The 25,225-nt window shown below is 68.8% G+C and carries 17 protein-coding genes; 5 read left to right on the top strand and 12 right to left on the bottom strand.

Annotation, left to right across the window (positions count from 1 at the left end; genetic code table 11):
• Positions 1–36 precede the first annotated feature (36 nt).
• Positions 37–1,416, top strand: coding sequence for an MATE family efflux transporter (locus tag DJ017_RS15215; protein WP_111529512.1), 1,380 nt, complete (start codon positions 37–39; stop codon positions 1,414–1,416).
• Here DJ017_RS15215 and DJ017_RS15210 read toward each other — a convergent pair.
• The 3 genes from DJ017_RS15210 to DJ017_RS15200 form a co-directional block, all read right to left on the bottom strand.
• Positions 1,413–3,341 (bottom strand): pyrroloquinoline quinone-dependent dehydrogenase, encoded by a 1,929-nt coding sequence (locus tag DJ017_RS15210; protein WP_111529511.1) that lies wholly within the window; start codon positions 3,339–3,341, stop codon positions 1,413–1,415. The genes DJ017_RS15215 and DJ017_RS15210 overlap by 4 nt on opposite strands.
• 60 nt (positions 3,342–3,401) lie before the next feature.
• On the bottom strand, positions 3,402–4,301 hold the full coding sequence (locus tag DJ017_RS15205) for a cobalamin biosynthesis protein CbiG (RefSeq protein ID WP_111529510.1): 900 nt from the start codon (positions 4,299–4,301) through the stop codon (positions 3,402–3,404).
• An 80-nt stretch (positions 4,302–4,381) separates the two neighbouring features.
• Positions 4,382–5,383, bottom strand: coding sequence for an NADP-dependent oxidoreductase (locus DJ017_RS15200; protein ID WP_111529509.1), 1,002 nt, complete (start codon positions 5,381–5,383; stop codon positions 4,382–4,384).
• A gap of 115 nt (positions 5,384–5,498) precedes the next feature.
• Between DJ017_RS15200 and DJ017_RS15195 the strand changes: the two genes are divergently transcribed.
• Positions 5,499–6,422, top strand: coding sequence for a Gfo/Idh/MocA family protein (locus DJ017_RS15195; RefSeq protein WP_111529508.1), 924 nt, complete (start codon positions 5,499–5,501; stop codon positions 6,420–6,422).
• Positions 6,423–6,490: 68 nt separating this feature from the next.
• On the opposite strand, the gene DJ017_RS15190 is transcribed toward DJ017_RS15195, so the two are convergent.
• On the bottom strand, positions 6,491–9,148 hold the full coding sequence (locus DJ017_RS15190; protein WP_133255462.1) for a TonB-dependent receptor: 2,658 nt from the start codon (positions 9,146–9,148) through the stop codon (positions 6,491–6,493).
• A gap of 206 nt (positions 9,149–9,354) precedes the next feature.
• Complete coding sequence (locus DJ017_RS15185) at positions 9,355–12,222, bottom strand: TonB-dependent receptor (RefSeq protein ID WP_111529506.1); 2,868 nt, start codon at positions 12,220–12,222, stop codon at positions 9,355–9,357.
• Between the two features lie 206 nt (positions 12,223–12,428).
• Here DJ017_RS15185 and DJ017_RS15180 point away from each other — a divergent pair, with 206 nt between their 5' ends.
• Entirely contained in the window at positions 12,429–12,908 is a 480-nt protein-coding gene (locus tag DJ017_RS15180; RefSeq protein ID WP_111529505.1) for a glutathione peroxidase, read from the top strand.
• A 33-nt stretch (positions 12,909–12,941) separates the two neighbouring features.
• On the opposite strand, the gene acuI is transcribed toward DJ017_RS15180, so the two are convergent.
• The 3 genes from acuI to DJ017_RS15165 all read right to left on the bottom strand — a co-directional run bounded on the left by acuI (position 12,942) and on the right by DJ017_RS15165 (position 19,584).
• The gene (gene acuI / locus DJ017_RS15175) at positions 12,942–13,937 is read right to left on the bottom strand and encodes an acrylyl-CoA reductase (NADPH) (protein WP_111529504.1); all 996 of its coding nucleotides are present in this window, start codon (positions 13,935–13,937) and stop codon (positions 12,942–12,944) included.
• A gap of 124 nt (positions 13,938–14,061) precedes the next feature.
• Positions 14,062–16,581, bottom strand: a complete 2,520-nt coding sequence (locus tag DJ017_RS15170) for a TonB-dependent receptor (RefSeq protein ID WP_111529503.1) — start codon at positions 16,579–16,581, stop codon at positions 14,062–14,064.
• Positions 16,582–16,842: 261 nt separating this feature from the next.
• Positions 16,843–19,584 (bottom strand): TonB-dependent receptor, encoded by a 2,742-nt coding sequence (locus tag DJ017_RS15165; protein WP_111529502.1) that lies wholly within the window; start codon positions 19,582–19,584, stop codon positions 16,843–16,845.
• 370 nt (positions 19,585–19,954) lie between these two features.
• Between DJ017_RS15165 and ilvD the strand changes: the two genes are divergently transcribed.
• On the top strand, positions 19,955–21,694 hold the full coding sequence (gene ilvD, locus DJ017_RS15160; RefSeq protein WP_111529501.1) for a dihydroxy-acid dehydratase: 1,740 nt from the start codon (positions 19,955–19,957) through the stop codon (positions 21,692–21,694).
• Complete coding sequence (locus tag DJ017_RS15155; RefSeq protein WP_111529500.1) at positions 21,694–22,383, top strand: aspartate/glutamate racemase family protein; 690 nt, start codon at positions 21,694–21,696, stop codon at positions 22,381–22,383. Before ilvD ends, DJ017_RS15155 begins: the two co-directional genes overlap by 1 nt.
• Here the strand turns inward: DJ017_RS15155 and DJ017_RS15150 are convergent.
• The 4 genes from DJ017_RS15150 to xth are packed head-to-tail and all read right to left on the bottom strand — an operon-like array spanning position 22,380 to position 25,108.
• Complete coding sequence (locus DJ017_RS15150; protein WP_111529499.1) at positions 22,380–23,072, bottom strand: NnrU family protein; 693 nt, start codon at positions 23,070–23,072, stop codon at positions 22,380–22,382. The two genes, DJ017_RS15155 and DJ017_RS15150, sit on opposite strands and share 4 nt — an antisense overlap.
• A 47-nt stretch (positions 23,073–23,119) precedes the next feature.
• Positions 23,120–23,824: a hypothetical protein gene (locus tag DJ017_RS15145; RefSeq protein WP_111529498.1), complete on the bottom strand. Its 705-nt coding sequence runs from the start codon at positions 23,822–23,824 to the stop codon at positions 23,120–23,122.
• 49 nt (positions 23,825–23,873) lie between these two features.
• Positions 23,874–24,308, bottom strand: a complete 435-nt coding sequence (locus tag DJ017_RS15140; RefSeq protein WP_111529497.1) for a MarR family winged helix-turn-helix transcriptional regulator — start codon at positions 24,306–24,308, stop codon at positions 23,874–23,876.
• Between the two features lie 5 nt (positions 24,309–24,313).
• On the bottom strand, positions 24,314–25,108 hold the full coding sequence (xth, locus tag DJ017_RS15135) for an exodeoxyribonuclease III (protein WP_111529496.1): 795 nt from the start codon (positions 25,106–25,108) through the stop codon (positions 24,314–24,316).
• Between the last annotated feature and the right edge of the window lie 117 nt (positions 25,109–25,225).

Here is a 25,225-nt window from a genome sequence, read left to right as displayed (position 1 = left end):
CAGTCTCCCCCGCTTCGCCGAAACCCGAGGCTTCCCATGGACCGCCCAGCGGCCCAGACGGCGCCGTCCCCCGCGGATGTGCGCGCCCAGCTCGTCCGTCGAGACCTGGCCCAGCTCCTGAAGCTGTCGGGGCCGGTCGTGCTCGCGCGCCTGGGCATCATGGTGATGGGCCTCTCCGACGCCATCGTCGTCGGCCGCTATTCGGCGACCCAGCTCGGCTACCACGCGCTCGCCTGGGCGCCGACGAGCGTGGTGGTCACCATGTGCGTCGGCCTGCTCACCGGGGTGCAGGTGATGACCGCCCGCGCCATCGGCGAGGGGCGGCGCGCCGAGACCGGCGCCGTGCTGCGCCGCGGCCTGGCCTACAGCCTCTGGATCGGCCTCGTCTCCACCCTGCTGCTGGCGCTGGGCGGGCCGCCGTTCCTGCACGCCATCGGCCTGCAGCCGGACCTGGCCGACGGGGCGGCGAGGGTGCTCCTCGTCTTCTGCCTGTCCCTGCCGGGCTACGCGATCAGCGTCGCCGCGAGCTTCTGGCTCGAGGGCCTCTCCAAGCCCGGCCCCGCGGCCTGGGCGATGTGGGCCGCCAACGCCGTGAACCTCGGCCTCGACCTCCTGCTGGTGCCCGGGACCTTCGGCTTGCCGGCCCTCGGCGCGATGGGCGGCGCCTGGGCGACCACCGGCGCGCGGACCTTTCTGGCGGTCGCGACCCTGGCCTACATCGCCCTGATGCCCGAGGCGCGGGCGCTTGGAGTCTTCACCAAGCCCGAGCGCAACCGGGCGGCCGAGGCCGAGCAACGGCGGATCGGCTTCGGCGCCGGCGTCTCCAACTTCTTCGAGGTGGCCTCGTTCTCGAGCATGAACGTCATCGCCGGCTGGATCGGCGGCCTCGCCGTGGCGGCCTGGGCCATCGTGCTCAATGTGGCGGCCATCGTCTTCATGGTCCCGCTGGGCCTGGCGACCGCCACCGCGGTGCTGGTCGGCCGGGCCTACGGCGCCCGCGACGAGGCCGGCGTCAACCGCGCCGGCGCGGTCACCTTCAGCGTCACGGCCGTGTTCGGCGTGCTGGTGACGGCCTTCGTCTGGCCGAACGCCGAGCTCCTGTCGCGCGGCTACACCGAGAACGCCCAGACCCTGGCCATGGCCGTCCCCGCCCTGGCGCTCGCCTCGCTGATGTTCCTGCCCGACGCCCTGCAGGTCGTCGCGGCCATGGCGCTGCGCGCCCGGGGCGATGTGTGGCTGCCCACCGGCACCCACCTGACGAGCTACATCGTGGTCATGGCCCCGCTCGCCTGGTGGCTGGCCATCCCGATGCACATGGGCGTGCAGGGCATCGCCCTGGCCGTGGTAATCGCCAGCTTCCTTTCCGGCGTGCTCCTGCTCGGCCGCTTCTGGATGCTAAGCCGCCGGTCCCTCTAGCGGAGCGGGCCGGGCAGGGCGTAGGCGACCAGAGTGTCGCCGCGCTTGGTGTTCGACTTCGAGTGGCCGCCGGCGGCGATCACCACGTACTGACGCCCCTGCCAGACATAGGTCATGGGCGTCGCCTGGCCGCCGGCCGGCAGGCGGCCGCGCCAGAGCTCTTTGCCGGTCCTGGCGTCGAAGGCCCGCAGGTAGTTGTCCATGGCCGCGCCGATGAAGACGAGGCCGGAGCCGGTGGCGATCGGGCCGCCGAAGTTCGGCGTGCCGGTCCCGCGCAGGATGAGCTGCGAACCCGGCGCGAGGTCGCGGGTGGTGCCGAGCGGGACCTGCCAGAGGATCTTGCCGGTCTTCATGTCGATGGCGTGCAGCTGCCCCCAGGGCGGCGGGTTGCAGGGCAGGCCGATCGGCGAGAGCAGGGCCTCGCGGCGCATACCGAACGGCGCGCCGGTCTGCGGCGAGATCTCCTTGTTCGGCTCGCTGCGCCTGGCCGCCGCTACCTTGTCGGCCGGGATCAGGGTCACGCGATGCAGGGCGTTGGAGGTGTTGACGTAGGCCACCTGGCGCGCGGCGTCGAAGGCCAGCCCGCCCCAGTTCACGCCGCCGCCGGTGAACGGATAGACCAGCGTCCCTTGGGTCGAGGGCGGGGTGTACATCCCCTCGAACCGCGCTCCGGCGATCAGCTTGCGGCAGGCGCCGCGCCCGATCGGCCCTAGGCCATAGGCGTCCTCGGGCTTGATGGTGGCGGGGCCGAGCGGCTTCGGGGCGACGGGGAACGGCTGGGTGGGCGACAGCGCCTCGCCCGGCGCGCCGCCCTGCGGCACGGGCTGTTCGACCACCGGGATCACCGGCGCGCCGGTGTCGCGGGCGAGGGTGAAGATCAGTCCCTGCTTGGTGGCCTGGATGACGGCCGGCGTGCTGCGGCCGCCGTAGCCGACGTCGGCGAGGGTCGGCTGGGCTGGGATGTCGTAGTCCCAGACGTCGTGGTGGGTGGTCTGGAAGGCCCAGGCCACGTGGCCGGTGGCGGCCTCCAGGGCGACCACGGAGTTCGCCTGGCCGTCGGGACCTTTGCGCGCGCCGCCGAAGAAGTCCGGGCTTGGGCTGGTGGTCGGGACGAACACGAGGCCGCGCGCGGCGTCCACCGACATCGGAGCCCAGGCGTTGGCCGCCCCCGCCACCGTGCCCGGCGCGGCGCTGGCCAGCGGATCGAAGCTCCACTTCGGCGCGCCGGTGCGCACGTCGTAGGCGCGCACCGAGCCCGGGACTTCCCGGACCCGCTGGTTGTCGTCGAGCGAGGAGCCGACGATGAGCGTGTCGCCGACGATCACCGGCGGCGAGGTGATCTGCATCTGGCCGCTGTGCGCGAGCACCACGCCCGCGCCCACGTCCACCGTCCCGCTGCGGCCGAAGCCGGCGCAGGGCGCGCCGGTCGCCGCGTCGAGCGCGATCAGGCGGCGGTCGACGGTCCCGACATAGATGCGCTCGGAGCAGCGGACGTTGTCGGCCACGCTCGTGTCCCGCCAGTAGGTCACGCCCCTGCAGGTGAAGTCGTTGGGATAGCGGACTTTCGGATCGACCTTGGGATCGAACGACCAGAAGGGCTTTCCCGTCGCCGGGTCGACCGCGAACACCGCGTCGAACTGCGAGCAGGCGTAGAGACGGCCGTTGGCGAGGATCGGCGTCGTCTCGAACGACGCCCGCTTCAGGTCGTGGCGCGCCGCCTCGCCGGTGGAGTAGGTCCAGGCGACCTTCAGCTCCTTGACGTTGTCCGGGGTGATCTGGCCGGCCGGCGAATAGCGTTGGCCGCCCGCGTCGCCGCCGTAGAAGGCCCAGCCCACGTCCGGCGCACGCGTGACCGGCACGTCTTCGGGCCTGCGGGAACAGGATGCGGCGAGGAGCGCCGCCGCCACCACCACCACCTTGCGCATGTCCAAGACTCCCCAGCCGCGACGGGGGCATCTGACCTCAGGCTGGCGACAAGGCCAAGCCTAGCCGGCGCCGAGGATCCAGCCTTCCTCGCGCTCGGCGTCGAGCACCGCGTCGGCCGCCGCAGCTTTCGGCGGTCCGAAGACGGCGCCGAGCTTGTTCGCCTCGTCCAGGCGCGCGAAGTGCTCGGCCGTGGCCCGCACCTGCACCAGGTCCTTGACCTCACCGGGCGCGCCTTCCGGCTTGAGCAGCGAGGGATAGACCTCGGCCGCGACGATCTCGACGCCGGCGAGGTCCGCCTCGGTCAGCGGCTTGAAGCCGGTCTCGAACGGCCAGACCTTCATCGCCTCGCCGCGGGCCAGCTTGAGCCGCCGCACGGCCGGGATGCCGAGCAGCGCCTGGCCGCCGACGGAGCCGTTGTAGTAGAGCTTCCAGATCGAGGCCGCGCCCTTGGCGGCGAGGTCCGCGTGCCGGAACTCCGGCAGGTCGTCCGGGCCGTGCGCGCGGGTGCGCTTGGGCTGGAGGGTGGTGAGCGCGTCCTTCGGCGGGCAGCCCCAGAAAGGGAACGGCCCGCCGGTCAGGCGGCGGTTGATCTCCGAGCCGACCCCGAAGCGGTTGTTGGTGTTGTCGGCCTTGTCCTTGACCATCTTGTCGAGCTGATCCCAGACCGCCCGCCAGGTCGGTTCGCCGGTGAGCTTCAGCGCCGGGGCGAAGCCGCGCGGGAAACCCAGCGGGAAGTCGAACCCGAGGAGGGCGCGCTCGCCGCGCTTCTTCAAGTCGTCGAGGATGACGGCGAGCCGCTTCTCGGCCTCCGCGCGCGTCGGCGGATTGTAGCTCTCGAAGGCCATGCGGAAGCGCAGGTCGCGCTTCAGCACGCCGATCCAGATGGAATCCGCGCCCGTGGTCGGCTTCGCCGCCGCACTCCAGTCGACGATGATGTAGGCGCTGAACAGGCGCGGCACGCGGGGCTCCAGTTAGGACGGACCGAGGCTTCTAGACTCTGGGCCCGTCCGGTCCAACGCCCCCCGCGTGTGGCTCCGGTTCAGGCCAGCTTGACGAGCATCTTGCCCGTGTTTTCGCCGGAGAACAGCCCCAGGAACGCGTCGGGCGCCTTGTCGATGCCCTCGAACACGGTCTCCTGCCATTTCACCTTGCCTTCCTTCACCCAGCCGGAGAGGTCCTCGACGAACTTCGGCAGCAGGTCGGAGTGATGGGAGACGATGAAGCCCTCCATGCGGATGTTCTTGCCGATCAGCTGGGCGAGGTTGCGCGGGCCGGGCGGCGGTTCGGTGGCGTTGTAGATCGAGATCATCCCGCAGATCGCGAACCGGGCGAACAGGCGGGCGGTGTTGAGGGCCGCCTCGAGGTGGGCGCCGCCGACGTTGTCGAAGTAGACGTCGATGCCCTCCGGCGCGCCGGCGAGGACCGCGGCGGTGAGGTCCTTCTCGGCCTTGTAGTCGATGGCGTGGTCGACGCCGATGCTCTTGAGGAAGGCCACCTTCTCCGGGCCGCCGGCCGAGCCGATCACCTTGTGGCCCTTGGCCTTGGCGATCTGGCAGACCAGCGAGCCGACCGCGCCGGCGGCGCCGGAGACGAACACCACGTCGCCGTCCTTCAGACCTGCGACGCGCAGCAGGCCGGCATAGGCGGTCAGGCCCGGCATGCCCGCGACGCCGAGGAAGGCCTGCACGGGCAGGCCCTTGGTGTCGAGCTTCTGCACCGTGTTGGCCGGCGCGGTGTAGCCTTCGCGCCAGCCGTAGCCGGACTGGACGAGGTCGCCTTCCTTGAGGCTCGGGTCGTTGGAGGCGACCACCTGGCCGATGGCGCCGCCGTCCATCACCTTGCCGAGCTGGAAGGGCGGGGCGTAGCTCTTCACGTCGTTCATGCGGCCGCGCATGTAGGGGTCGACGGTCATCCAGAGGTTCTTCACCTGGACTTCGCCCGGCCCCGGGGCGCGCAGCTCGACCGTGGCGGTTTCGAAGTTGTCACGGGTGGGCATGCCCACGGGGCGGCTCTTCAGCCGGATCTCTTTGACGGTCGTCATGGGTTCCTCCTCACGCGCTCGCGGCGCGGCCCTTTAAACGGCTGTTTAGCTCGTGCGCCCGGGTGGCGTCGAGGGGCCGCGCCTGCTAGGCCCTGCCGCCGAACCGGAGGCATCCATGGCTGAGTCTTTGCGGGGCGGCGTCATCGGCGCAGGCGTGTTCGGCGGCTACCATGCCAACCAGTACGCGAAGCTGGGCGGCGTGACGCTGTCGGCCGTGCTGGATCCGATCCCCGAGCGGGCCGCCAAGGTGGCCATGCCGCTGGGCGGCCGCGGCTTCACCGATCTCGACGCCTTCCTCGAGGCGGTGGACGTGGTGACGGTGGCTTCGCCCGCCGTGCTGCACGCCGAGCACGCCCTGGCGGCGATCGCGGCCGGCAAGCCGATCTACGTCGAGAAGCCGATCGCGGTCAGCGTCGCCGACGGCGAGAAGATCCGTGAGGCCGCCCGCGCCAAGGGCGTCATCGTCGCCTGCGGCCATCAGGAGCGCGTCACCTTCCAGGCGATGGGCCTGCTGGACGCCCCGGAGCAGCCGCTCCGGCTCGAGGCGCTGCGTCACGGCACGCCGTCGGAGCGCAGCCAGGACGTCTCGGCCATCCTCGACCTGATGATCCACGACATCGACCTGGCGCTCTCGCTCTCCGACGCCGAGCCGGTGACCGCCGAAGGCGAGGGACGCCTGGCCGCCACCGGCCTCTGGGACACCGCCCAGGCCGAGGTCACCTTCGACGACGGCTTCACGGCGATCTTCGACGTCAGCCGCATCGCCGAGGCGCGCAAGCGGACCATGCGGGTGGTCTTCCCCTCGGGCGAGGTGGAGATCGACTTCCTGGCGCGCACGTTCCGCAACACCACGCCCTTCGCCTTCAACCCCGACTACGCGGATACGCCGGCGGCCAAGGATCCGCTGGGCGTCAGCGTCGCCGGCTTCATCGCCGCCGTGCGGGGCGAGGCGCCGCGGCCGGTGGTGACGGCGGACGAGGCGATCCGCGCCCTCGACCTCGCCCTGGCCGTCGAGCAGGGCTTGGACGCGCAGTCCTAGGGGCGCTGTCCAAAAGAAGAGGCGCCCCGCCGGAGCGGAGCGCCTTGGTCTGATCAGTGATCTCCAGCCTAGAAGAACTTGTGCTGGATCTCGATGCCGTAGGTCCGGGGAGGGGTCACCGAATAGGTGCTCCAGATACCCTGGTTGACGACGGTCTGGGCGGCCGTCGCCGGGTTGACCACGGTGCCGACGAAGGCCGAGCCGATAGCGCCGCCGTCGTAGCCGATCTTGTTGAAGATGTTCTTCCCGAACAGGATCACCCGGTTGCGGCTGTCGGCCGACGTCCAGGTCAGGCGGGCGTCCCACTGGTCCCACGAGGGCGCGCGGTTGTAGGCGCGCGTGAAGAGCGCGCCGTACTGGGCGTCACGCCAGACGTAGCTCACCGAGCCCACGAGATCGCCGCCGAACAGAGACCGCCAAGTGTAGTTGGCGTTTACGGCGAACTTGTTCTTGGGGGCGTTCGGCAAGCGGTTGCCGGACAGATCCTGGGTGCCCAGCGTGTCGATGGGCTTGGCGCCCGGCTGGGTGGCCGTCGGGTCGGCGACGTCGATGGCCGAGCCCTTCTTCACGTGGGCGTCGTTGTACGAATAGTTGAACAGGACCTGCAGGTTCTCGATCGGCAGCCAGGTGATCTCCGCCTCGAAGCCCTGGCTCACGGACTTCGGAACGTTGATGAAGTTGGTCGCCACCTGGCCCGCGCCCGAGAGCACCGAGATCGGCACCTGCAGGTTCTTGTAGTCGTAATAGTAGGCGGCCAGGTTGGTCTGCAGCGTGCTGCCGAAGTTCTTCTTCAGGCCGATCTCGTAGGAGTCGACCAGTTCCTTGTCGGCCCAGGCGTTGGGGGCGAGGAAGGTGAAGATCCCGACGTAATAGCCGCCGGACTTATAGCCGCGGCTGTACTTGGCGTAGACGTTGGTGTCGGTGTCGGGCTGCCACTCCAGTCCGGCGGTTCCGGTGGTGGCCTGCCAGGTGGAGTCGTAGTCGCGCGACGCCAGGCCCGTCGCCGGGTCGAAGCGCGTGGGCGAGACGATGCCGCGGGGCAGGGCGTTGGCCGGCGGATTCGAGACGGCGAAGGCGGTGATGTCGGCGACCTGCGGGCCGGCAGGCCCGAAGACTTCGGCCGGGAAGCCGCCGTAGCAGACCGAGGTGCCCCAGCACAGCAGCCGCACGGACTCGGTGCCGTCCTTGCGGTCGTGGCTGTAGCGCAGGCCGAGCGTGGCCTTCCACTGGTCGGTGATCTTGTAGTCGATCTGCCCGAACGTGGCCCAGGAGATGGCTTCGGAATGCGGCCGGTTATCGTACCGCCGGTTGTCGGTCTCGGGCGCGCAGACGCCGCCGGTGGCGCCGCAGAACACGGAGGGCAGGAAGAAGGGGCCGTTCCACTGCGGCTGCGCATGGAGGGTGGTGTAGACCGGCTGGCGATAGGTCTGCCGGAAGTAGTATGCGCCGACCACGTACTGGAGCGGGCTGTCCCAAGTGGAGACGATATTGACCTCGTGGCTCCAGAACCGGTTGTACTCGCGGTAGTCGAAGGCCTCCTGCGGGAACACGCGCAGGCCGCTCGCCAGCGTGTAGGCCAGCACCGGTGTCGTCGAGGTGTTGAGCAGCGAGCCGCCGGCCGTCGAGGTCGGGCCGGTGAGCTTGTAGTGATAGTCGACGCCGCCGGTGACGTACTTGATGTCGAAGTTCTTGGCGTGCCAGGTCAGGTGGATCGCCTCGGTGTTGTAGACCGGCAGGCGCACCACGTAGGGAATGATCCGGGCGATCTTCCAGGGTGAGCTCTGCGCGGGATTCACGCAGCCGAGGGGCGAGACGTTGACCACATTGGTGACGCCGGAGGCGGGATTGCACGCGTAGCCGGCGTTCAGCTGGATGCCGCCGGGGGTCGCGAACTCGTAGGTCGGATAGGGCGCCGGGGTCCACCCGCCGGAGCCGCCGCCCGGACCGCCCGCGCCGTTGTGCCAGACGCCGTCGCCCCACTTGGCCCAGAAGTCCAGCTTGTCGTTGAAGAACTTGCCCTGCAGCTGGCCCTCGAGGAACCACTCATTGATGACGTTGCCTTCGCTCGGCGCGCCGGGGATGACGTTCTTCGACCAGCCCTCGGTCTGACGCTCCCAGTCGCCGGCGAGGCGGAACTGGACGTTGGGGATGAAGGTCGGCCCCGAGATCGCGCCCTCGAGGATGTGGTGGTCATAGTTCTCGTAGGTGCCGCGAACCTCGGCGTACCACTGCTCCGTCGGACGCTTGGAGATCTCGTTGATGGCGCCGCCGATGGAGTTGCGGCCGTAGAGCGTGCCCTGCGGCCCCCGCAGCACCTCGACCCGATCCAGGAAGAGCGTCGATCGGCCGGCCTGGACGGCGAAGGTCTCGTAGACGCCGTCGTTGTAGTTGGCGACCGAGGCGTCGCCGGACAGCACGTTGGTCAGTCGCCCGACGCCGCGGAGCGACACCCGGTCGGTGGCCGAATTGTAGGTCAGGCCAGGCGTGAAGTTGGTCATGTCCTGGATCGAGTTGATCCCGACCAGTTCGCGCTTGTTGTCGGTGAAGGCGGAGACGGCCACCGGCACGTCCTGGAGGTTCTGCTCCCGCTTCTCAGCGGTGACGACCAGTTCCTCGATCGTGGTGGCGGAGGTCGGCCCGCCGGGTCGTGTCTGGGCGTGGCTTACGCCGCCCACCGCAGCGGCCAGCAGAGCGCTGGTCGCAAACAGGCTCACTTTATAGTTCACGCTGCGTCCTCCCCATATCGCGTCATGTGACGCTTTTGTAATTTTTAGGGGAGGCTGATCCTCGCTTTCCGACGCGTCAATCAAAATTCCGTCCAATTCTGAGTAGGCGTCGGCGTACTCGAATTTCAAAAACGCGATTATCGAGAGCGCAAAGAAAAAGGGCGGCAGATGTCTCTGCCGCCCTCGCTCAGGATTGGAGCTTCAGGTCACCACTTCTTCTGGACGAAGACGCCGTAGGTACGCGGCTCCGTGTAGAAGGCGTTGCGGAACAGGCCCGAGCTGTCGTCGGTCAGGTAGAAGTCCTGGATGGCGTGCTCGTCGGTGGCGTTCTTCACGTACGCCCCGAATTCCCACCCCTTGTCGGCGTTGGCCATGGTGAAGGTGGCGTTCACGTTCTGCCAGGAGTCGAGCCGGTCGGCCGCGCTGTTGTAGATGCGGGCGTAGGACTTATCCTGCCAGTAGTAATCGCCGCGCAGCGTCGCCGCCCAGTTCGGCCCGAAGTCCCAGGTGTATTGGGCGCCGAGCGACACCGTGAAGTGCGGCGAGTTCGGCAGCTCCTTGCCCTTCAGCTGGACCGGCACGCCATCGCTGATCGCGCCGCCGAAGGGGTTGGAGCCCACCGAGACCGCGTTGGTGCCCGGGATCAGCGTGCCCGCGCCGGCCGTGGAGGCCGCGCTGCAGAGGCCGAGCAGGACGTACGGGTCGTTGGTGGCGTTGGCGATCGACAGCGCCGTCTGAGCCGAGGTCAGGGTCGTCACGCAGTTCGACGCCGCCGACGACTTGGCCAGGATCAGCCCGGCCGCGCCCTGGGTGCGGTCGAAGGTGTCGATGGACTCGCCGCCGCCGATCTCGGTGTCCAGCCAGCCGACGTTGGCGTTCAGGCGGAGCCCGGCCACCGGTTGCCAGATCGACTCGACCTCGACGCCCTTGATCTTGGCGTCGATGTTCTCGTTCAGCGCGTTCCGGTTCACGATCTTGGAGATCTGGTAGCCGGTGTAGTTGTAGTAGAACCCGGTCACGTTCAGCTGCATGGCGCCGCCGAGCAGGGTGTTCTTCGTCCCAATTTCGTAGGCGTCCACGAACTCGGGCGCGAAGGTCGGCTTCGGACAGATGACGCCCGCCGCCGCCGAACAGGCCGGGTTCAGGCCGCCGGCCTTATAGCCCCGCGAGTAGAAGGCGTAGATCAGGGTCTCGTCGGTGAAGTCGAGCTTCGGCTTCCAGTCGAAACCGAGGCGGCCGGTGACCTTCTTGAACTCGACGCTGGACGAGGCCGGGGTCGAGGGGATCAGGCCAAAGCCGGGCGCGCTCAGCGTCACGGCGTAGTTCTGCACTGTCTTCTTGTCGTCGGTGTAGCGCAGGCCCAACGTCCACTTGAAGGTGTCCGTCATCTGGTAATAGGCCTCGCCGAAGATCGCCGAGGAATCCAGCTTATAGGGCTGGTAGTTGTCGTAGTAGTTGTGGCCCGACCGGTTCGGCTGCTGGTTCTGGTCGATCCCCAGGCAAGGCGCCGTCGTGCAGAGCGGGTTCGGCGTACCCGACGCCGCCGTGATCAGGAAGTTGTTGAGCTGGTTGTAGGCGGTCGACGGGTTGAACATCACATAGTAGTCGCCGCTCGACTCGTAGTTCATCTTGAGCGCGCCGACGTTGAAGTTCAGCGGGCCCTTGAAGTCGGACTGCAGTCGCACTTCGTGGCTGTAGGACCGGCTGTGGCTGCCCGAGATGTCCACCGTGGTGAACAGGTTACGCGCGCCGAGCTGCGGGTCGTTGATGACGCCGCCCGGGAACAAGGTGGCGTAGATCGCCGCATAGGTCGCCGGCGGCAGGCCGACGCCCGCCACGGCCGCGGGCGAGGTGAAGTAGTTGATCGGGTTCGGCGTGGCGTTCATCGCGACGCTCGGCACGTAACGGAAGTAGTCTTCCTGCGTGTAGAGGTCGTTGACGCTGTAGGCGCCGGTCCAGCTCAGGGTCAGGGAGTCCGTCGGGTTCCAGGCGACGTTCGCCTCGTAGATGTCGGACTTGGCCCGGTACACCGGATCGAAGAAGGACTCGATGTTGTAGGGGTTCGGGTCCTGCATCTTGCCGGCGAAGGCGTCGCCGGTCTGCTGGCCGGTGAGGGCGGCGTAGAGCGCGCCGAGGGTGGACTGGCTGTTCACCGTGCCGAAGATGTTCGGCGAGTTGACCGGCGTCGCCTGACAGCCCTGGGTGAAGAAGCCGCGCTCGATGAGGGCGACGCCCGAGTTGGCGGAGTAGCCGAGGCCGCCGAGGGTCGCCGGGCCCGGGTCCTTCACGCACAGCTGCTTGCCGACGCGCGAACGGTTGTCGTCTTCCTTGAAGTGATCCCAGACCACATAGGCCTTGAGGCTCGAGCTCGGGGTGAAGGAGATCGAGGCGCGGGTGCCGTAGAGGTCGCGGTCGTCGGCCTCGTTGCCGGTGGTGATGTTCTTCCCGTAGCCGTCGCGCTTCAGGTAGGTGCCGGCCAGGCGCACGGCGAACATGTCGCCGAGCGGGATGTTGACCATGCCGCGGGCGCGGATGGCGTTGTGGTTGCCGTATTCGGCCCGGCCCATGGCCTCGAAGTGGTCGGTGGGCTTGGCGCTGATCAGGTTGATCACGCCGCCGGTGGCGTTACGGCCATACAGGGTGCCCTGCGGACCGCGCAGCACTTCGACCCGCTCGAGGTCGTAGAACTCCGATTCGAACAGGTTGTTGGAGATCAGCGGGGCGTTGTTGAGGTGCACCGCGATGCCGGCGTCGCCGGAGCCGGCGGTCAGCTTCGAGCCGATGCCGCGGATCTGGAAGTTGTAGCCGGTGAAGTTGCCCTTGGCGAAGTTCACGTTGGGAACGGCCAGGACGAGGTTCGGACCGCCTTCGATCTTCTGCTTCTCGAGCGAGTCCTGGTTGAAGGCGGAGACGGCGATCGGCACGTCCTGGAGCGCTTCCTCGCGCTTTTGGGCGGTGACGACCAGTTCCTCGATGGTGGTGCCGCTGGCAGGACGCGTTTGCGCCTCCGCGGCCGACGCAGTTACGGCGGCGAGCAACGCGCTCGTCGCCAGAAGATGGATCTTCAGGCTCATTGGTTTTCCTCCCCGGGCACGTCATTGCGTGACCGTTTGTTGTTATCCGCTGAGGCTTGCGCCGGCTGAGTTGGGCGTCAATGACGGATGAACGACGTTCCGCGATCCGGGGGCACACAACGTTACGTTAAGTTGCGCCGGCGCCACAGGAGGACGACCATATCCTCCGCAAAGGTTGTGATGCCGCCACCCAGAGGAGACGCCCCATGTCCGCCAGCGCCCACGAGTTCGCCTTCCAGACCATCGACGGCGCGCCGCTGCCGCTGACCACCTTCCGCGACAAGGTGGTGCTGGTGGTCAACACCGCCTCCCAATGCGGACTCACCCCCCAGTACGACGGGCTCGAGAAGCTCTATTCGGAGTACAAGGACCGTGGTCTGGTGGTGCTGGGCGTGCCCTGCAACCAGTTCGCCGGCCAGGAGCCGGGGACCGAATCCGAGATCAAGGACTTCTGCGAGACGCGGTTCAGCATCGACTTCCCGCTCACCGCCAAGACTGACGTCAAGGGCGACACCGCCCACCCGTTCTATAAGTGGGCCGTGGGCCAGCTCGGCGAGCCGGCCGAGCCGGTGTGGAACTTCCACAAGATCCTGATCGGCAGGAACGGCGAGGCGATCCGCGCCTTCGGCCCGCGCACCGACCCGCTGGACAGCGAGGTGACGGAGGAGATCGAGAAGGCGCTCTGAGGGGCGAAGCGCGGCGATCGCCTCGCCCGCGCGTCAGGCGTTGACGTCGACGACGACGCGGCCGCGGACCTTGCCTTCGAGGATCTCGGTCCCGAGGCGGGGGAGGTCGGCGAGGCTGGCGCGGCTGGTCATGGCGTCGAGCTTGGCGAGGTCCAGGTCCTTGGCGAGGCGATTCCAGGCCTCCACGCGATCGGGCTTGGGACGCATGACGCTGTCGATGCCGGCGAGGGTGACGCCGCGCAGGATGAAGGGCGCGACGGAGCCGGGTAGGTCCATGCCCTGGGCGAGGCCGCAGGCGGTGACGACGCCGCCATAGCGGGTCTGGGACAGCACGTTGGCGAGGGTGTGGCTGCCGACCGCGTCCACCGCGCCGGCCCAGCGCTCCTTGGCGAGCGGGCGGGCCGGGCCCTGGAAGTCGGCGGCGTCCACCACGTCGGCGGCGCCGAGGCCGCGCAGGTAGTCGCCCTCGGTCTCCTTGCGGCGCGAGGAGGCGACGACGGTGTAGCCGAGCTTCGACAGCACGGCGATGGCGACGCTGCCGACGCCGCCGGCCGCGCCGGTCACCAGCACCTCGCCCTTCTGCGGCGTGACGCCCAGGCGCTCGAGGCCGAGCACGCAGAGCAAAGCCGTGTAGCCGGCGGTGCCGATGGCCATGGCGTGGGCGTTGGAGATCGCGTCCGGCAGCTTCACCAGCCAGTCGCCCTTGACCCGGGCCATCTGGGCGTAGCCGCCGTTGTGGCCCTCGCCCACGCCCCAGCCGTTCAGCACCACCCGGTCGCCGGCCTTGAACTCGGCGTGGTCGGAGCTTTCCACCACGCCGGCGAAGTCGATCCCCGGAACCAGCGGGAAGGCGCGCACCACCGGCGACTTGCCGGTGAGAGCCAGACCGTCCTTGAAGTTGACGGTGGAGTGGTCGACGCGGACCACCACGTCGCCTTCGCCGAGATCGGCGAGGGTGAGGTCCTCGAAGCGGAGCTCCTGGCCGGCGTCGGTCTTGTGAACGCGCAGGGCGCGGAAGGTCTGGCTCACGTCTGGGCTCCCTCGATCTTGTCCCGTGCTGTAGGGCGCATCGGCGCGGCGGACGTCAAGCCGCAAAGCGAAAGGCGCCCCGCCGGAGCGGGACGCCTGGCGCGATCAGCCGATGGTCGAGCCTCTAGAAGCGGTATTGTAGTTCCACGCCATAGGTGCGCGGCGGCACGAGGACATAGGTGCGGCTGAGGCTGCCGTTCGACTGGACGGTGGCGCTGACGGTGTCGAAGTCCTTCTCGTCCGTCAGGTTCTTGCCATAGACGATGACGCTGTAGCGCTTGGACTCGCCGGTCCAGGTGGCGCGCGCGTCGATCTGGCCCCGGGCGCCGGCCTGGTACCAGGGATGGTCGAAGATCGAGCTGTAGACCTTGTCCCGCCAGACGTAGCTGCCGGACAGGTTCAGCGATCCGCCGCTCAGCTCCCAGGTGTAGTTCGCGTTCAGCGAGACCTTGTTCTTGGCCGACAGCGGCATGTGGTTGTTCTTGGCGCCGACGACGCCGGTCACCGGGTCCTGGATGGCGCCGGGATCGGTGATCCTGGCGTCGAGGTAGGCGTAGTTGAACAGCAGCTGCAGGTTCTCGAGCGGGATCCAGGTGCTCTCCAGCTCGAAGCCGATGTTGCGCACCTTCGGCAGGTTGAAGAACAGGGTGATGATCGGCTGGCTCGGGAACTGGACGCTGATCGGCACCTGGGCGTCCTGATAGTCGTAATAGAAGGTCGAGACGTTGGTCTGCAGCGTAGGGCTCCAGTCGCGCTTCAGCCCGACTTCGTAGGCGTCGACGTGCTCGGCGTCGGTCTCGGGGAAGGCCTGGATGGTCCCGGAGTTGAAGCCGCCCGCCTTGTAGCCGCGGCTGTACTTGGCATAGGCCATGGTCCGCGCCTCGGGCTTCCATTCCACCCCGACCGTGCCGGTCCAGGCGTCCCACGTGTCGGCCAGGCGGCGGCTGCGAATGCCGGTCGCCGGGTCGGTGACCGCGGGGGCCACGACGCCCTTCTGCGGCAGGGTCGAACCGGTCGGGCGCGCGCCGCTGAAGCTCGAGCCGGTGATGTCGATGACCGGGGTCAGGGTCCCGAGGTTGCGCGGGTCCACCGCCGCCGAACAGCCGAAGCAGAACAGGCGGCCCTGTTCGACGCCCTTCTTCTTGTCGAAGGTGTAGCGAAGGCCGGCGGTGAGCTTGACCGTGTCGCTCGCCTGCCAGTCGACCTGGCCGAAGGCCGCCCGCGACTGCGCGTGCATGAACTGGTCGGTGTAGTAGATCAGCCGCGTCGGGTTCGGGGCCGCGCTCGAGGGCGTGGAGAGCTGCGCCTGGTCCGGCTCGGTGATGTAGACCGGCTGGTGGTACTGCTCCTCGTACTCGTAGAGGCCGGCGATCCACTGCAGCGGCCCGCTTCCGGTGGAGGCGAGGTCGAACTCGTTGCTCCAGAACTTCTTGTCCTCGATGTAGTTGAGGATGACGTTCGGGCGCACGGTCAGCGGCTGGCACCCCGGCACGAAGCGGCAGACCGCCGTCGGGTTCAGCGGAACCTGGTAGGACAGCACCGCGGTGTTATCGTAGTCGCTGATCTGATTGTAGAAATAGCGCCCATAGCCCCCGACGTACTTCAGGTCCATGCCCGGCAGATGCCAGGTCACGTGGGCGGCGAGCTCCTGGGTCGGGTCCTCGTGCTGGGTGCTCGGCGTATTGGCGCTGAAGGCCCGCACGTCGCCGGTCTGGAAGACGATGTTGTTCCGCGCCGGTCCGAGCGCCGTCAGGTTCAGGCCCGACAGCAGGCCGTAGCCGGTGGGCGGCGAGAGCGTGCCGGGCGGGAAGAGCGAGGGATCCACCGGGGTGAGGGCGCTGCCGCTGGTGCGCCCGCCGGGCGTCGCCCGGTCGCGCATCTGGAAGCTGTCGTACTTCAGCCAGACGTCGACGGGGCCGAGCGTGGCGTCCATCTGGGCGATCAGATAGGTCTCGCGCCGCACCTCGCCCTCGTCAGGACCGCCGGCGACGTTGTGGAACCAGCCGCCGTCCTCGTCGATGTGGTAGCCGCCGACGGAGAAGCGCAGGTCCTCGTTCACCGGCAGGCTGACGAGCATCTGGTAGTTCTTGAGCCCGTAGTTGCCGACGATCATCCGCGCCTCGCCGGAGAACTCCTGGGTCGGGCGCTTGGTAATGATGTTGATCGCCCCGCCGACCGCGTTGCGGCCGTAGAGCGTGCCCTGAGGCCCGCGCAGCACCTCGATGCGGTCGACGAGGATCGGCGGCAGGGCGGCGTTGGTCGAGAACGAGGAATAGAAGCCGTCGTTGTAGTTGGCGACGCCCGGCTCGGAGGCCAGGTTGTTGGTGAGCCGGCCGATGCCCCGCAGGAAGATCCGGTCGTTGCCCGACGAGTAGGCGAGGCCGGGGGTGAAGTTGGTGAGGTCCTGGATGGTGTTGATGCCCACCAGGTCTCGCCTCTCGGACGTGAAGGCGGAGACGGCCACGGGCACGTCCTGGAGGTTCTGGGCCCGCTTCTCGGCGGTGACCACCAGCTCCTCGATGGTGGTGGCGCCGGCCGCGGTTGGCCGAGCCTGGCGGGCGTCCTGGGCCGCGGCCTTCTGGCCTGCGCTGAGCGAGGCGGCCAGCAGGGCGCTGGTGGCGAGCAGAGTCGTCCTGGAAATCATCTGAAGAGCCCCTCCCGAACCCCGGGCGGCTCTGCGGCCGCGCCGGCTTAACGCTGGGGAGGCTGAATTAGAACACGCGGTACGTCAATTCGCCATTCAAGAGCCGGTACGGGTGATCGACGTTCAGTTTACCTAGCTATTTGGCAGAACTGGCGAAAAAATTTGAAAAGCAGGTCGGTCTGTCAAAATGTCCGTCGGACCAAGAAAAAGGGCGCTCCGGCGAACCGGAGCGCCCTCTTCGGGCCGATGAGGGCCTAAGGCTTAGAAGAAGCGATACTGCAGCTCGACGCCGTAGGTGCGCGGCGGGGTGAGCTCGAAGTTCGGCGCCCCGGTGGGGGTCGAGATGCGCTGCGAAGCGGCGATGGCCGCGTCGTAGCCCTTGGTGTCGCCGACGTTCTTCACGTAGCCGATGATCGTGTACTTGTTGTCCCGATCGGTGAAGGCGGCCCGCAGGTCGAACTGATCCCAGGACGGCGCTTCGTTGTAGGAGCGCGTGAAGATGTTGGCGTAGGCCTTGTCACGCCACACGTAGCTGGCGCTCAGGCTCAGATTGCCCGGATCCAGGTTGAACGTGTAGGTGCCGTTCAGGGCGACCTTGTTCCGCGGCGCCTGGGGCAGCTTGTTGCCCTTCACGCTGACGGGGCCGCTGCCGGTGTTGTTCACGTCGGTGTAGAGACCGCTCTTGGTGATCTCCGTGTCGTTGAACGAGTAATCCAGCGACAGGCGCAGCGGGTCGATCGGCTGCCAGATCACGTCCAGCTCCAGACCGTCGGACCGCGACTTCGGCACGTTGATGAACTGCGTCGCGGCGATGCCGTTGTTCACGACCGTCACCGGGGCCTGGAGGTTGGCGTAGTCCAGGTAGAAGAGGGCGGCGTTCACCTGCAGGTTCCGGCCGAAGTTCTTCTTCAGGCCGACTTCGAAGGCGTTGACGGTCTCTTCCTTCGCCTCGGGCTGGCTCAGCAGGCTGCCGGCGGCGAAGCCGAACGCCTTGTAGCCGCGGCTGTAGCGGGCGTAGGCCATGGTGCCTTCCGACGGATCCCACTGGGCGCCGAGGGTGCCGGTCCAGGCGTCGGAGGTGTCGTCAAGGTGACGGATGAAGCGGCCCGTCTTCGGATCGACTGCGCCCTGGGTGCAGGTGGTCGGCGTGGTGCACTTCACCGGGTCGGTGACGCCCTTGATGCCGCCGGGGCCGGTGACCGGCACCAGGTTGCCGGTGATGTCCAGCGCGCCGTTGCCGAGGCCGTTCAGGCCCGCGAGGGCCGGAATGCCGAGCACCGGGGCGAGGCTGCCGAGGGCGTTCAGGTTGCCGAGGAGGCTACCCCAGTTGGCCGCGGTGCCGGGACCGAAGCCGTTGAGGCCCAGCGCAGTGTAGAGGCTCGGCATACAGGCGTCGGAATAGCAGAGGATGCGATAGGCTTCCGAGCCGTACTTGTGGTCCTTGGTGTAGCGCAGGCCGGCCGTGAACTTCAGGGTTTCGGTGGCCTTCCAGTCCAGCTGGCCGAAGAGCGCCTTGCTCTCGGTGGTCATGCTGTACTCGTTGGTCGCCCAGTTGCCCGACGGGTTGGCCGCCGCGCCCAGGATCGGGTGCTGCAGCTGCGGGCTATTGGCCGTGGCGAGGTTCGCCGTCGGCACGGTCGCGGCGTAGTCTTCCTTGAAGTAGTAGGCGCCGAGGATCCACTGCAGCGGCGAGTCCGTGGTCGACGTGATGTTGATCTCGTGGCTCGTCCACGTCGGGTGTTCGAAGTAGTAGTAGGTGTTGTTGCCGTTGACCGTGAGCGGGGCGCAGTCCTGCGGCGACAGGCCGGCCGCGAAGGCCCCGTGCAGGGTGCCGCAGATCGAGCCCGGAGCGAGCGGGATCTGGTAGGAGGCGACGTTGGTGTTGTCCATGTCGCCGGTCAGGTCGTAGTCGTAGTTCTCGTGGCTTCCCAGGTACTTAACGTCGAATTTCGGCGCATGGTACACGAGGGTGGTCGACAGCAGGTGCGTGTTGGTCAGGCGCACGTGCAGCGGCGTGTTGGTGTTGAAGGTGTGGGCGTCGTTCAGCGCCGGGTTGGTGGTGGTCGTGCCGCCGTTGAACTGCTGCAGGCTGCCCGGGACGACGCCGGCGAGGCCGCTGGCGGTCGAATAGCCGTGGGCCGGGTTGTAGATCACGGTGAAGGCCGGATCCATCAGCGCGGTCTCGTAGGCGCCGCCGAGATAGCCGGCGCGGGCGCCGGGGCCGCCGCGGTTGTCCCACCGCAGGGTCTCGTACTTCAGCCAGGCTTCCACGTGCTCGCCGAGGTTGGCGTCGAGCTGGAACTGCCAGTCGTACTCGTTCCGCTTCGCGCCTTCGGTCGGCATGTTGCGGTTGACGTTCTTGTAGTAGCCCTCGGTCTGGTCGAGCTTGTAGCCGGCCACGCGGAAGCGCAGGCCCTCGGCCAGCGGGCCGGACGCGGCGACCTGGAGGTTGGTGTAGCCGAAGTTCTCGGCGATCGCCCGCACCTCGGCGTAGGGGTGATCGGTCGGCTTCGGCGAGATGATGTTGATCGCGCCGCCGATCGAGTTGCGGCCGTAGAGCGTGCCCTGCGGGCCGCGCAGCACTTCCACCCGGTCGACCAGCAGCGGCGGGGCGCCGGCCAGCACCGTCGAGGTGGTGAAGAGGCCGTCCACGTAGATGGCCACGGCCGCGTCGGCGGCGTGGATGTTGGTCAGGCGGCCGATGCCGCGGACGCTCGCGCGGTCGGTGGCGCTCGAATAGACGAGGCCCGGGGTGAAGTTCGTGTAGTCCTGGATCGAGGTGATGCCCATCACGTCGCGCTGCTTGGCCGTGAAGGCCGAGATGGCGACGGGGACGTCCTGCAGGCTCTGCTCACGCTTTTCAGCGGTGACCACCAGCTCTTCGATGGTCGTGCCCGCGGCCGGGGCGGCCGGCTTGCTACTTGCGGTTTGGGCGTGGGCGGTGGTTCCGAGCGAGACTGCCAGCAGGGCGCCGGACGCAAAGAGGGTATGTTTTAGATTCATGTCGACGCTGCCTCCCCGCAGCCTGGCGAGCGCTATTTTGCGCGGTTATGGCGCAGTAGCTGCGTCAGCAACCCTAGGCGCGTCAACGGATTCCGATAAGTGAACGGCGATAACTTATTATCACTCACCTAGGCTGGCGCCGATGACACAGGTGCTGCGAGGGTCGATCTCGCGCGCGGCGCGAGGTGACCCGAAGTCAATTGGCCGGCCTGCCCTAGCGACAACCTAGGGGTGCGCGTGGGCCGACATCGAACGGCCAAGCTCGCCGACCGATTTCTAGGTGTCTGACTTTGCTTGCTCTTTGCCCCCCGGGGCGATCCTCTGAAGGTCCGCCGATGAACCGCGCCAGGCCTTGGGAGCTTAGAGGTCCATGCATCGCCGCCCCGACGGATCCTGGGACAAGAGCCGCCTGCCGAGCCGGCACACCACCGAGGGGCCGTCGCGCGCGCCGCACCGCTCCTATTACTACGCCATGGGACTCGGCAGCCGGGACATCGCCGCGCCGTTCGTCGGCGTCGCCTCTTGCTGGAACCAGGCCGCCCCGTGCAACACCTCGCTGATGCGCCAGGCCAATGCGGCGGCGGAGGGGGTGAAGGCGGCCGGCGCGACCCCGCGCGAGTTCTGCACCATCACCGTCACCGACGGCATCGCCATGGGCCACGAGGGCATGCGCTCCTCCCTGGTCAGCCGCGAGGTGATCGCCGACTCGGTGGAACTGACCATGCGCGGCCATGCCTACGACGCCCTCGTCGGCGTCGCCGGCTGCGACAAGTCCTTGCCGGGAATGATGATGGCCATGCTGCGGCTGAACGTGCCGAGCGCCTTCATCTACGGCGGCTCGATCCTGCCGGGTCAGTGGCAGGGGCGCGAGGTGACCGTGCAGGACGTGTTCGAGGGAGTCGGAAAGCACTCGGCCGGCCAGATGAGCCTCGAGGAGCTCTGCGACCTGGAGCAGCACGCCTGTCCGGGCGACGGGGCCTGCGGCGGGCAGTACACGGCCAACACCATGGCCTGCGTCTCCGAGGCGATCGGCCTGGCCCTGCCGCTGTCCTCGGCCCTGCCGGCCGCCTACGAGCGCCGCGACGACTACGCCCGGGCCACGGGCGAGGCGGTGGTGCGGCTCCTGGAGCGCAACATCCGGCCGCGCGACATCTGCACCCGCGAGGCCTTCGAGAACGCCGCCGTGGTGGTGGCTGCGACCGGCGGCTCGACCAACGGCGGCCTGCACCTGCCGGCCATGGCGCACGAGGCGGGGATCGAATTCACCCTGCGCGACGTGGCCGAGATCATGAGGCGCACGCCCTACCTGGCCGACCTGATGCCCGGCGGTCGCTATCCGGCCAAGGCGATGGGCGAGGCGGGCGGCGTGCCGATGCTGCTCCGGACCCTGCTCGACGCCGGCCTGATCCACGGCGACTGCATGACCGTGACGGGCCGGACGATCCGCGAGAACCTCGAGGGCGTCGTCTGGAACCCGGACCAGGACGTCATCCGGCCGGCGGACCGGCCACTGTCGTCGACCGGCGGGGTCGTCGGCCTGTGGGGCTCGCTCGCCCCGGACGGCGCCATCGTCAAGGTGGCCGGGCTGAAGCACACCAAACACCGCGGCCCGGCCCGGGTGTTCGACGGCGAGGAAGCCTGCTTCGCCGCGGTCGAGGCCCGTCACTACCGGGAAGGCGATGTGCTGGTGATCCGCTACGAGGGGCCGAGGGGCGGGCCCGGCATGCGCGAGATGCTGTCGACCACCGCTGCCATCTACGGCCAGGGGGTGGAGAACATCGCCCTCGTCACCGATGGCCGGTTCTCGGGCGCGACCCGCGGGCTCTGCGTCGGCCACGTGGGGCCGGAGGCGGCGGCCGGCGGGCCGATCGCCCTCGTCAAGGACGGCGACATCATCTCCATCGACGCCGACGCCGGGACCATCGCGCTCGAGGTCGATCCGATCGAGCTGGAGCACCGCGCCCACGAGCTGTCGCTTGAGGAACCGCGCACGACGAACTACGGCTCAGGCGCGCTCTGGAAGTTCGCGCAGGCCGTGGGCCCGGCCCACCTCGGCGCGGTCACCCACCCGGGCGCGGCTGGCGAAACCCACGTCTACGCGGACATCTGATGAAGACCCTGGGACTGCTCGGCGGCATGAGCGCCGAGAGCACGGTGATCTACTACGCTGAGCTCAATCGTCTGGTGCGCGAGCGGCTGGGCGGGCTGCACTCGGCCAAGCTGATCGTCTGGTCGGTGGATTTCGCGCCGATCGCCGCGCTCCAGGCCAGAGACGACTGGGCCGCGACGGGCGAGATCCTGGGCGACGCCGCCCGCCGGCTGGCCGAGGCCGGCGCCGAGGCGATCCTGATCTGCGCCAACACGATGCACACGAACGCGCCGCAGGTGGAGGCCGCCGCCGGCGTGCCGCTGATCCACATCGCCGACGCCACCGCCGCCGCCTTGAAGGCCAGGGGCGTTACGCGGCCCCTGCTGCTCGCCACCCGCTTCACCATGGAGAAGGCCTTCTACCGGGACCGCCTGGCGGCCGCCGGCCTCCCATCGCTGGTGCCCGGCGAGGAGGAGCGGGCGAGGCTGCACGCCATCATCTACGACGAGCTCTGCCAGGGCGTGATCTCGCCGGCCTCGAAGGACGAGGTGCTGGCGATGATCCGTCGCGGCCGGGCGGCGGGCGCGGACGGGGTGATCTTCGGCTGCACCGAGATCGGCCTGCTGATCGATCCGGCCGAGCTGGAGCTGCCCGGCGTCGACACCGCCATCGTGCACTGCGAGGCGGCGGTGGACTTCGCCCTGGCTTAGGGGAAGGCGCGGACGCCGAAGAGGAGCGGGTGGGCCCAGCCGAGGGCGGCCCAGGCGATCACCCCCAGGGCCAGGCGCCACCAGCCGATCTCGCCGAGGCTCAGCCGCTGGCGGCCGGCGGCCACGGCGGCGAAGGGGATGTTGGAAGTCTGGGCGGCGAAGGCGTCCCAGCCCTTGCCCAGCTTGCGCCGGCGCTTGGCGTCGATGCTGACCGTGCCGAAGAGGGCGAGCGCGAGCATCGAGCCGAACAGCATGATCGACGCGAGGTCGCCGTTCACCAGCAGGTGGCCGAGCGCCCAGACCGCCACGCCCCAGAGGAAGGGATGGCGGGTGATCCGCAGCATGCCCTTCACGACCTCGGGGTTCTGGAGGCTCGCCTCCTGGCGCACGCTGGTCGGATTGGGCGTCGTCAGTCCCGGCAGGATCAGCAGCATGGCCAGGAGCTGCAGGGCGAGCTGGACCGAGCGGGTGAGGGGCGTGATGTCCCAGAGGACGTCGTCGGCCGCGGCGTGCCGCGCCTGGGCGTAGGCGAAGCCCAGCCAGACGATGCCGGCGAGGGACGCGAGGCTGAAGAGGCCCATGTAGGGACCTTCACCGATCCGGCCGGTCAGGGCGTCGCGCGCCCGGGTGCCGGAGATCAACAGGTGGATGGCCAGGAAAACGGCGGCGGCGGCGATCAGCATCGGCATGTGAAGGTCCCTCCCGGAGCGGACGGTCGCTCGATGATTTTACGCTGTCAAGTTATGGCGTCGGCCTCGTCGTCATCGTCGAAGGCCTCGGCGTCGTCCTCCCAGGGCGGCGGCTCGACCGCGCGGGGCGGCGCGGCGGCGACGGGCGGCTCCGGCGACGGCGGGGCCGCCGCGGCAGGGGGCGGCGGCGCGGACGCCGGAGCGACGACCGGCGCCTCGCGGCGCGGCAGCGGCCGGCGCAGCAGGGACTCGATGCGGGCGATCCAGCGGTTCGCTTCCTGCACGGCCTCCGCCGAGGTCATGGCGCCCTTGCGCGTCTCGTCCTCGGGCAGCCAGAGGTCCATGACGAAATCGGGGTGGGCGGCGTCGTCGAAGATCAGGCGGAAGGTGACCTGGGTGTCGGCGCCGCGCAGCATGTCGAGCGCTCGCCGCGCCTCGCCGCGCCAGACGCGGGCCAGCACCTGGCCATCGACGGCCAGCTCGGCCCCGATCAGCTCCTCGATCTTGTAGACCAGGCACCAGCCGCCGGCGTCCCAGGTGAGGGCGAGCTGGTTGGCGGTGAAGTTGAAGCCCAGGCCCTTGCCGCGGCCGTGCGCCACCAGCAGGGCGTGGGGCGCCTCGCCGAGGACGCGCGTGAGGCTGCGGCGCACCCGCCGGCCCTCGTCCATGGACCAGATGACGCCGCCCCCCGCCAGGGTCAGGCCCGCGCCGGCGAAGGCGAGGGAAATGAGAAGGCGGCCGACCTCGTTCATGCCGACAGGCTAAGCCCGTTAGCTGAGTCTGGCCTAGGACGGGTCTGCTTCAGGCGCCGATGCGCTTCAGCGTCCTCAGGAGGTCCCGGAAGATGGCCCCGTTGCTGGACAGCTCGGCGAGGTTCCGCCGGGTGATGGCCTCGAGCATGGCCTCGGCCGGCGGCGTCAGGCGCAGAAGGATGCGGCGGCGGTCGGCCTCCGAGGGCGCGCGGACGACGAGATCGCGCTCGGCCAGCCGGCCCACCAGTTCGACCGCGCTGTGGTTCTTGATGAGCAGGCACTCGGCCAGCTCGCCGATGGTCATGGGCTCTGGGCCCGAGTGGGCGCGGATGGCGAGGAGCGCCTGATGCTGCTGGCTGGTCAGCCCGGCCTCGCGCGCCGAGGCGTCGCTGAAGGCGGCGAACTTGCGCAGGGCCAGGCGGAAGGCGCCCACCGACTGGAAGTCCTCGGTGGAGAGCGGCGGCGGGGAGCGGCGGGCCGCCATGGGGCTCAGACGTCCAGCTCGATGACCAGGGGAACGTGGTCGGAAGGCTTGTCCCAACTGCGCACGTCGCGGTGGATGGAGACGCCGGTCAACAGGTCCGCGGCCTGCGGCGAGAGCAGGGCGTGGTCGATGCGGATGCCGTTGTTCCGCTGCCAGGCGCCGGCCTGGTAGTCCCAGAAGGTGTAGGCGCCCGGGGCGCCGTCGGCCTGCAGGTAGGCGTCGGCAAGGCCCATCCACTTCAGGGCCCGGAACGCCTCGCGGGACTCTCTCTGGAAGAGCGCGTCCTCTACCCAGTTGTTGGGGAACTCCGCGTCGCGCGGCTCGGGGATGACGTTGTAGTCGCCGAGCAGGGCCAGCGGCTCCTCGTAGGCGAGAAGCGCCTGAATGTGGGCCTTCAGCCGTCCCATCCAGGCGAGCTTGTAGGCGAACTTCTCCGTGCCCACCGGATTGCCGTTCGGCAGGTAGATGGAGGCGACGCGCACCGGGCGCCGGCCGGCGATGACCGCCTCGATGTAGCGGGCGTGCTCGTCGTCCTCCCCACCGTGTTCGGGATGGTTGGGCAGGCCCTTACGGACGTCCTCCAGCGGGAACTTCGAGAGCAGGGCGACGCCGTTGTAGGTCTTCTGGCCGTGGACGGCGATGTTGTAGCCAAGCCGTTCAAAGGCTTCGGCGGGGAACTTCTCGTCGACGCACTTGATCTCCTGCAGGCAGGCGACGTCGGGCTTCGCCTCCTCGAACCAGCGCACGACGGTCTCCAGCCGGGCGTTGATCGAGTTCACGTTCCAGGTGGCGATGCGCATGCGGGGCTCCGTCGAGGCGGCGAAGCTAGAGGCGCCCGGCCCACCGCTCAAGCGTCTGGCTCAAGCCCTTGGGCGCCGCCGCGTCACGGCGCTAGCTTCGCGGCCATCAAGAGGAGG

The organism is Phenylobacterium soli (assembly GCF_003254475.1).
GTDB lineage: Bacteria > Pseudomonadota > Alphaproteobacteria > Caulobacterales > Caulobacteraceae > Phenylobacterium > Phenylobacterium soli.
Note: the sequence above shows the minus strand (reverse complement) of the source record. Positions and strands in the feature narration are given on the sequence as shown.